General features: G+C 63.7%; 2 protein-coding genes and 1 pseudogene. 1 reads left to right on the top strand and 2 read right to left on the bottom strand.

Annotated elements, in window-relative coordinates:
- Positions 1-264 (top strand): annotated as a pseudogene (locus tag AC5RWX_RS32055) (hypothetical protein); the annotation flags it as partial.
- Between the two features lie 9 nt (positions 265-273).
- Here the strand turns inward: AC5RWX_RS32055 and AC5RWX_RS32050 are convergent.
- A complete protein-coding gene (locus AC5RWX_RS32050) occupies positions 274-1,995 on the bottom strand; it encodes a dipeptide ABC transporter ATP-binding protein (RefSeq protein ID WP_494100216.1) in 1,722 nt (573 codons plus the stop codon).
- On the bottom strand, positions 1,992-2,844 hold an 853-nt coding region (locus AC5RWX_RS32045; RefSeq protein WP_494100215.1), incomplete at its 5' end, for an ABC transporter permease. The genes AC5RWX_RS32045 and AC5RWX_RS32050, both read right to left, overlap by 4 nt.

Below are 2,844 nucleotides of genomic sequence, written 5' to 3'. Positions count from 1 at the left end.
CGCGCCGAAGTTGATGCCCTACTGGGATCGGTGGCGGCGGAACATGGCCTGCCCTTCGTCTCCGTGGGCGACTGGCTCACCAGGTACGGCCTGGCAAAGGACCTCGCCGACGCCGTGCACATGAACCCCAGCGGCCGGCAGGCCCTCGGGACGCTCCTCGAGCGCAGCCTCCGCGACCTGGGCCTGGAGCGGAACCCGCCGGCTGTGAAGGGGGAAAGCAGTTGGAGCCGGAGCCAGCAGGCTCCGGCTCCAACCGGTGAATAAGAAGGGCTGCTAAGCCACTTCCGGCGGCAGCATCAGCTTCGCGCCGGGGATGGCGTTAAGCAGTGCCTGCGTGTACTCCTGCTGCGGAGCATCAAAGACGGCGTCCGTTGATCCGGTCTCCACCAGACGCCCCTTCTCCATCACACAGACGTGGTCCGCGATCTGCCGGACCACCGCGAGGTCGTGGGTGATGAAGAGGTAGGTCAGCCCAAGGTTGGACTGAAGGTCGGCCAGCAGATTCAATACCTGGGCCTGCACCAGCACGTCCAGCGCGGATACTGCTTCATCACAGATGATGACTTCAGGATCCAGGGCAAGTGCCCGCGCAATGGCGACACGTTGCCGCTGCCCGCCGGAGAGCTCGTTCGGATACCGCTGCATGGTGGATTGCGGCAGCGCCACCTGGTCCAACAGTTCACGGACCTTCTTCTCCCGGCTGGCCTTGTTCCCGATCTTGTGGACCCGCAACGGCTCCTCGATGGTCCGGAAGATGTTGTACATCGGGTCCAGGGAGCCGTACGGATCCTGGAAGATGGGCTGAACCCGGCGCCGGAACTTGAACAGCTCCGAGGGCTTCAGCAGCGAAGTGTCCACGCCGTCAAAAAGGATCTTGCCGTCAGTGGGCTTCTCCAGTTGGAGCACCATCTTGGCCACGGTGGACTTGCCGGAGCCTGACTCCCCCACGATCGCCGTCGTGGTTCCCCGGAGAACGTTGAAGCTTACGCCGTCCACAGCCGCGAAGTCCGATGATTTCCCCAGCCCCTGCCGAAGCTTGTACACCTTCCGCAGGTCCTGGATTTGCAGAACGTGGTCGGCAGCAAGGGCCTCAGCCGTCGGAGCGAGCAGATCGGCCGCTTCCACGCCCTGTTCCTTGGCAACCTGGATCCTTCGGCTTGCCAGGGAGGGGGCGGACTCGACGAGCCGCTTCGTGTAGGGGTGCTGCGGGTTCTGCAGCAGCTCCAGGGAAGGCCCCGACTCCACCACCTGCCCGCGGTACATCACCACAACCTTGTCCGCGCGTTCAGCCGCGAGGCCCAGGTCGTGGGTGATGAGCAGGACAGCTGTGCCCAGCTCCGAGGTCATGCCTTCGAGGTGGTCCAGGATCTGCCGCTGCACCGTGACGTCCAGCGCTGACGTGGGTTCGTCGGCGATCAGCAGCCGTGGCTGGCAGGACAGGCCGATCGCGATCAGGGCCCGTTGGCGCATACCGCCGGAGAACTCGTGGGGGTACTGCTTGGCGCGCCGGTGGGAGTCCGGCAGCCCGGCCTCGGACAAGACTTTGGCGATGTCCTCGGGGCCACTGGGGCGCCCGTTTGCCTGCAGCGTTTCCTTGACCTGGTAGCCGATCTTCCATACCGGGTTGAGGTTGGACATAGGGTCTTGGGGCACCATACCGATGGTGTTGCCGCGCAGTTCGATCATCCGCTTTTCGGGTGCATGCGAGATGTCTTCGCCGTCCAGCAGGATCTGTCCGCCGGAGACCCGGCCGTTGCCGGGCAGGAGGCCAATGGCAGCCAGGGCCGTGGTCGACTTTCCGGATCCCGATTCGCCCACGATCGCAACGGTTTCACCCGGCATGATGGTCAGGTGCGCGTTCCGGACAGCTTTGACTTCGCCGTTGCTGGTGTTGAACGTGATGGCGAGGTCGCGGATTTCCAGCAGCGGCCGGTCTGCGGTTGTTCCGGCTTCAGTAATTGTGACATCGGATGTAGTCACCTTTGCCTCCTTCATCGCTGGCGGCTCTTCGGGTCAAGAGCATCGCGCAGGGCGTCGCCCAGCATGATGAAGCTCAGGACGGTAATGGACAAGGCGGCAGCCGGGTAGAGCAGCACCGCGGGGTTGGTGCGAATGGACGACTGCGCCGCAGAGATGTCATTGCCCCAGGACATGATGCTGCCGGGGAGCCCAATGCCGAGGAACGACAGCGTCGCCTCCAGCACGATGAACACCCCGAGCTCCATGGTGGCCAGCACGATGATGGGGGCAAGGGCGTTGGGCAGGACATGCTTGATCAGGCTCTGGATCCTGGACACGCCCAGCGAACGGGCCGCCGTAATGAAGTCCGCATTCCGGACTTCGATCACCGCCCCGCGGGTCAACCGTGCCATCTGTGGCCACGCCAGCAGCACGATGATCATGATGACCGTCCACACGCTCTTGTTTTCCCGGAAGAACGGCAACTGGGTCACAACCAGGGCACCGAGCACCAACGGAAGCGCGAAGAAGATGTCACCGAGGCGGGCGATGACGGAATCGATCCACCCGCCATAAAATCCGGCCAGCGCGCCGAGAGTCACACCAATGATGAGCACACCGATAACGGCGAAGACGCCAACCATGACGGAAGCTTGCGTGCCGTAAATGACGCGGGCATAGACGTCGCAGCCCTGGAAGGTGAACCCGAACGGGTGGCCGGGGGAAGGTGCCCCGTCCGAGTTGGCCAACTGGCAATTGTCATTGGGAGCCGTCTGGGTGAACAGGCCCGGGAAGAACGCCACAGTCAGGATGACCAGGATCATCACTGCCGAGACGATGAACAGCGGACGATGGCGGAGCTTGCGCCAGGCGTCAGCCCACAGG

It is taken from the genome of Arthrobacter sp. SPT-J7 (assembly GCF_059089965.1).
This window is presented reverse-complemented; position numbering and strand designations above follow the sequence as displayed.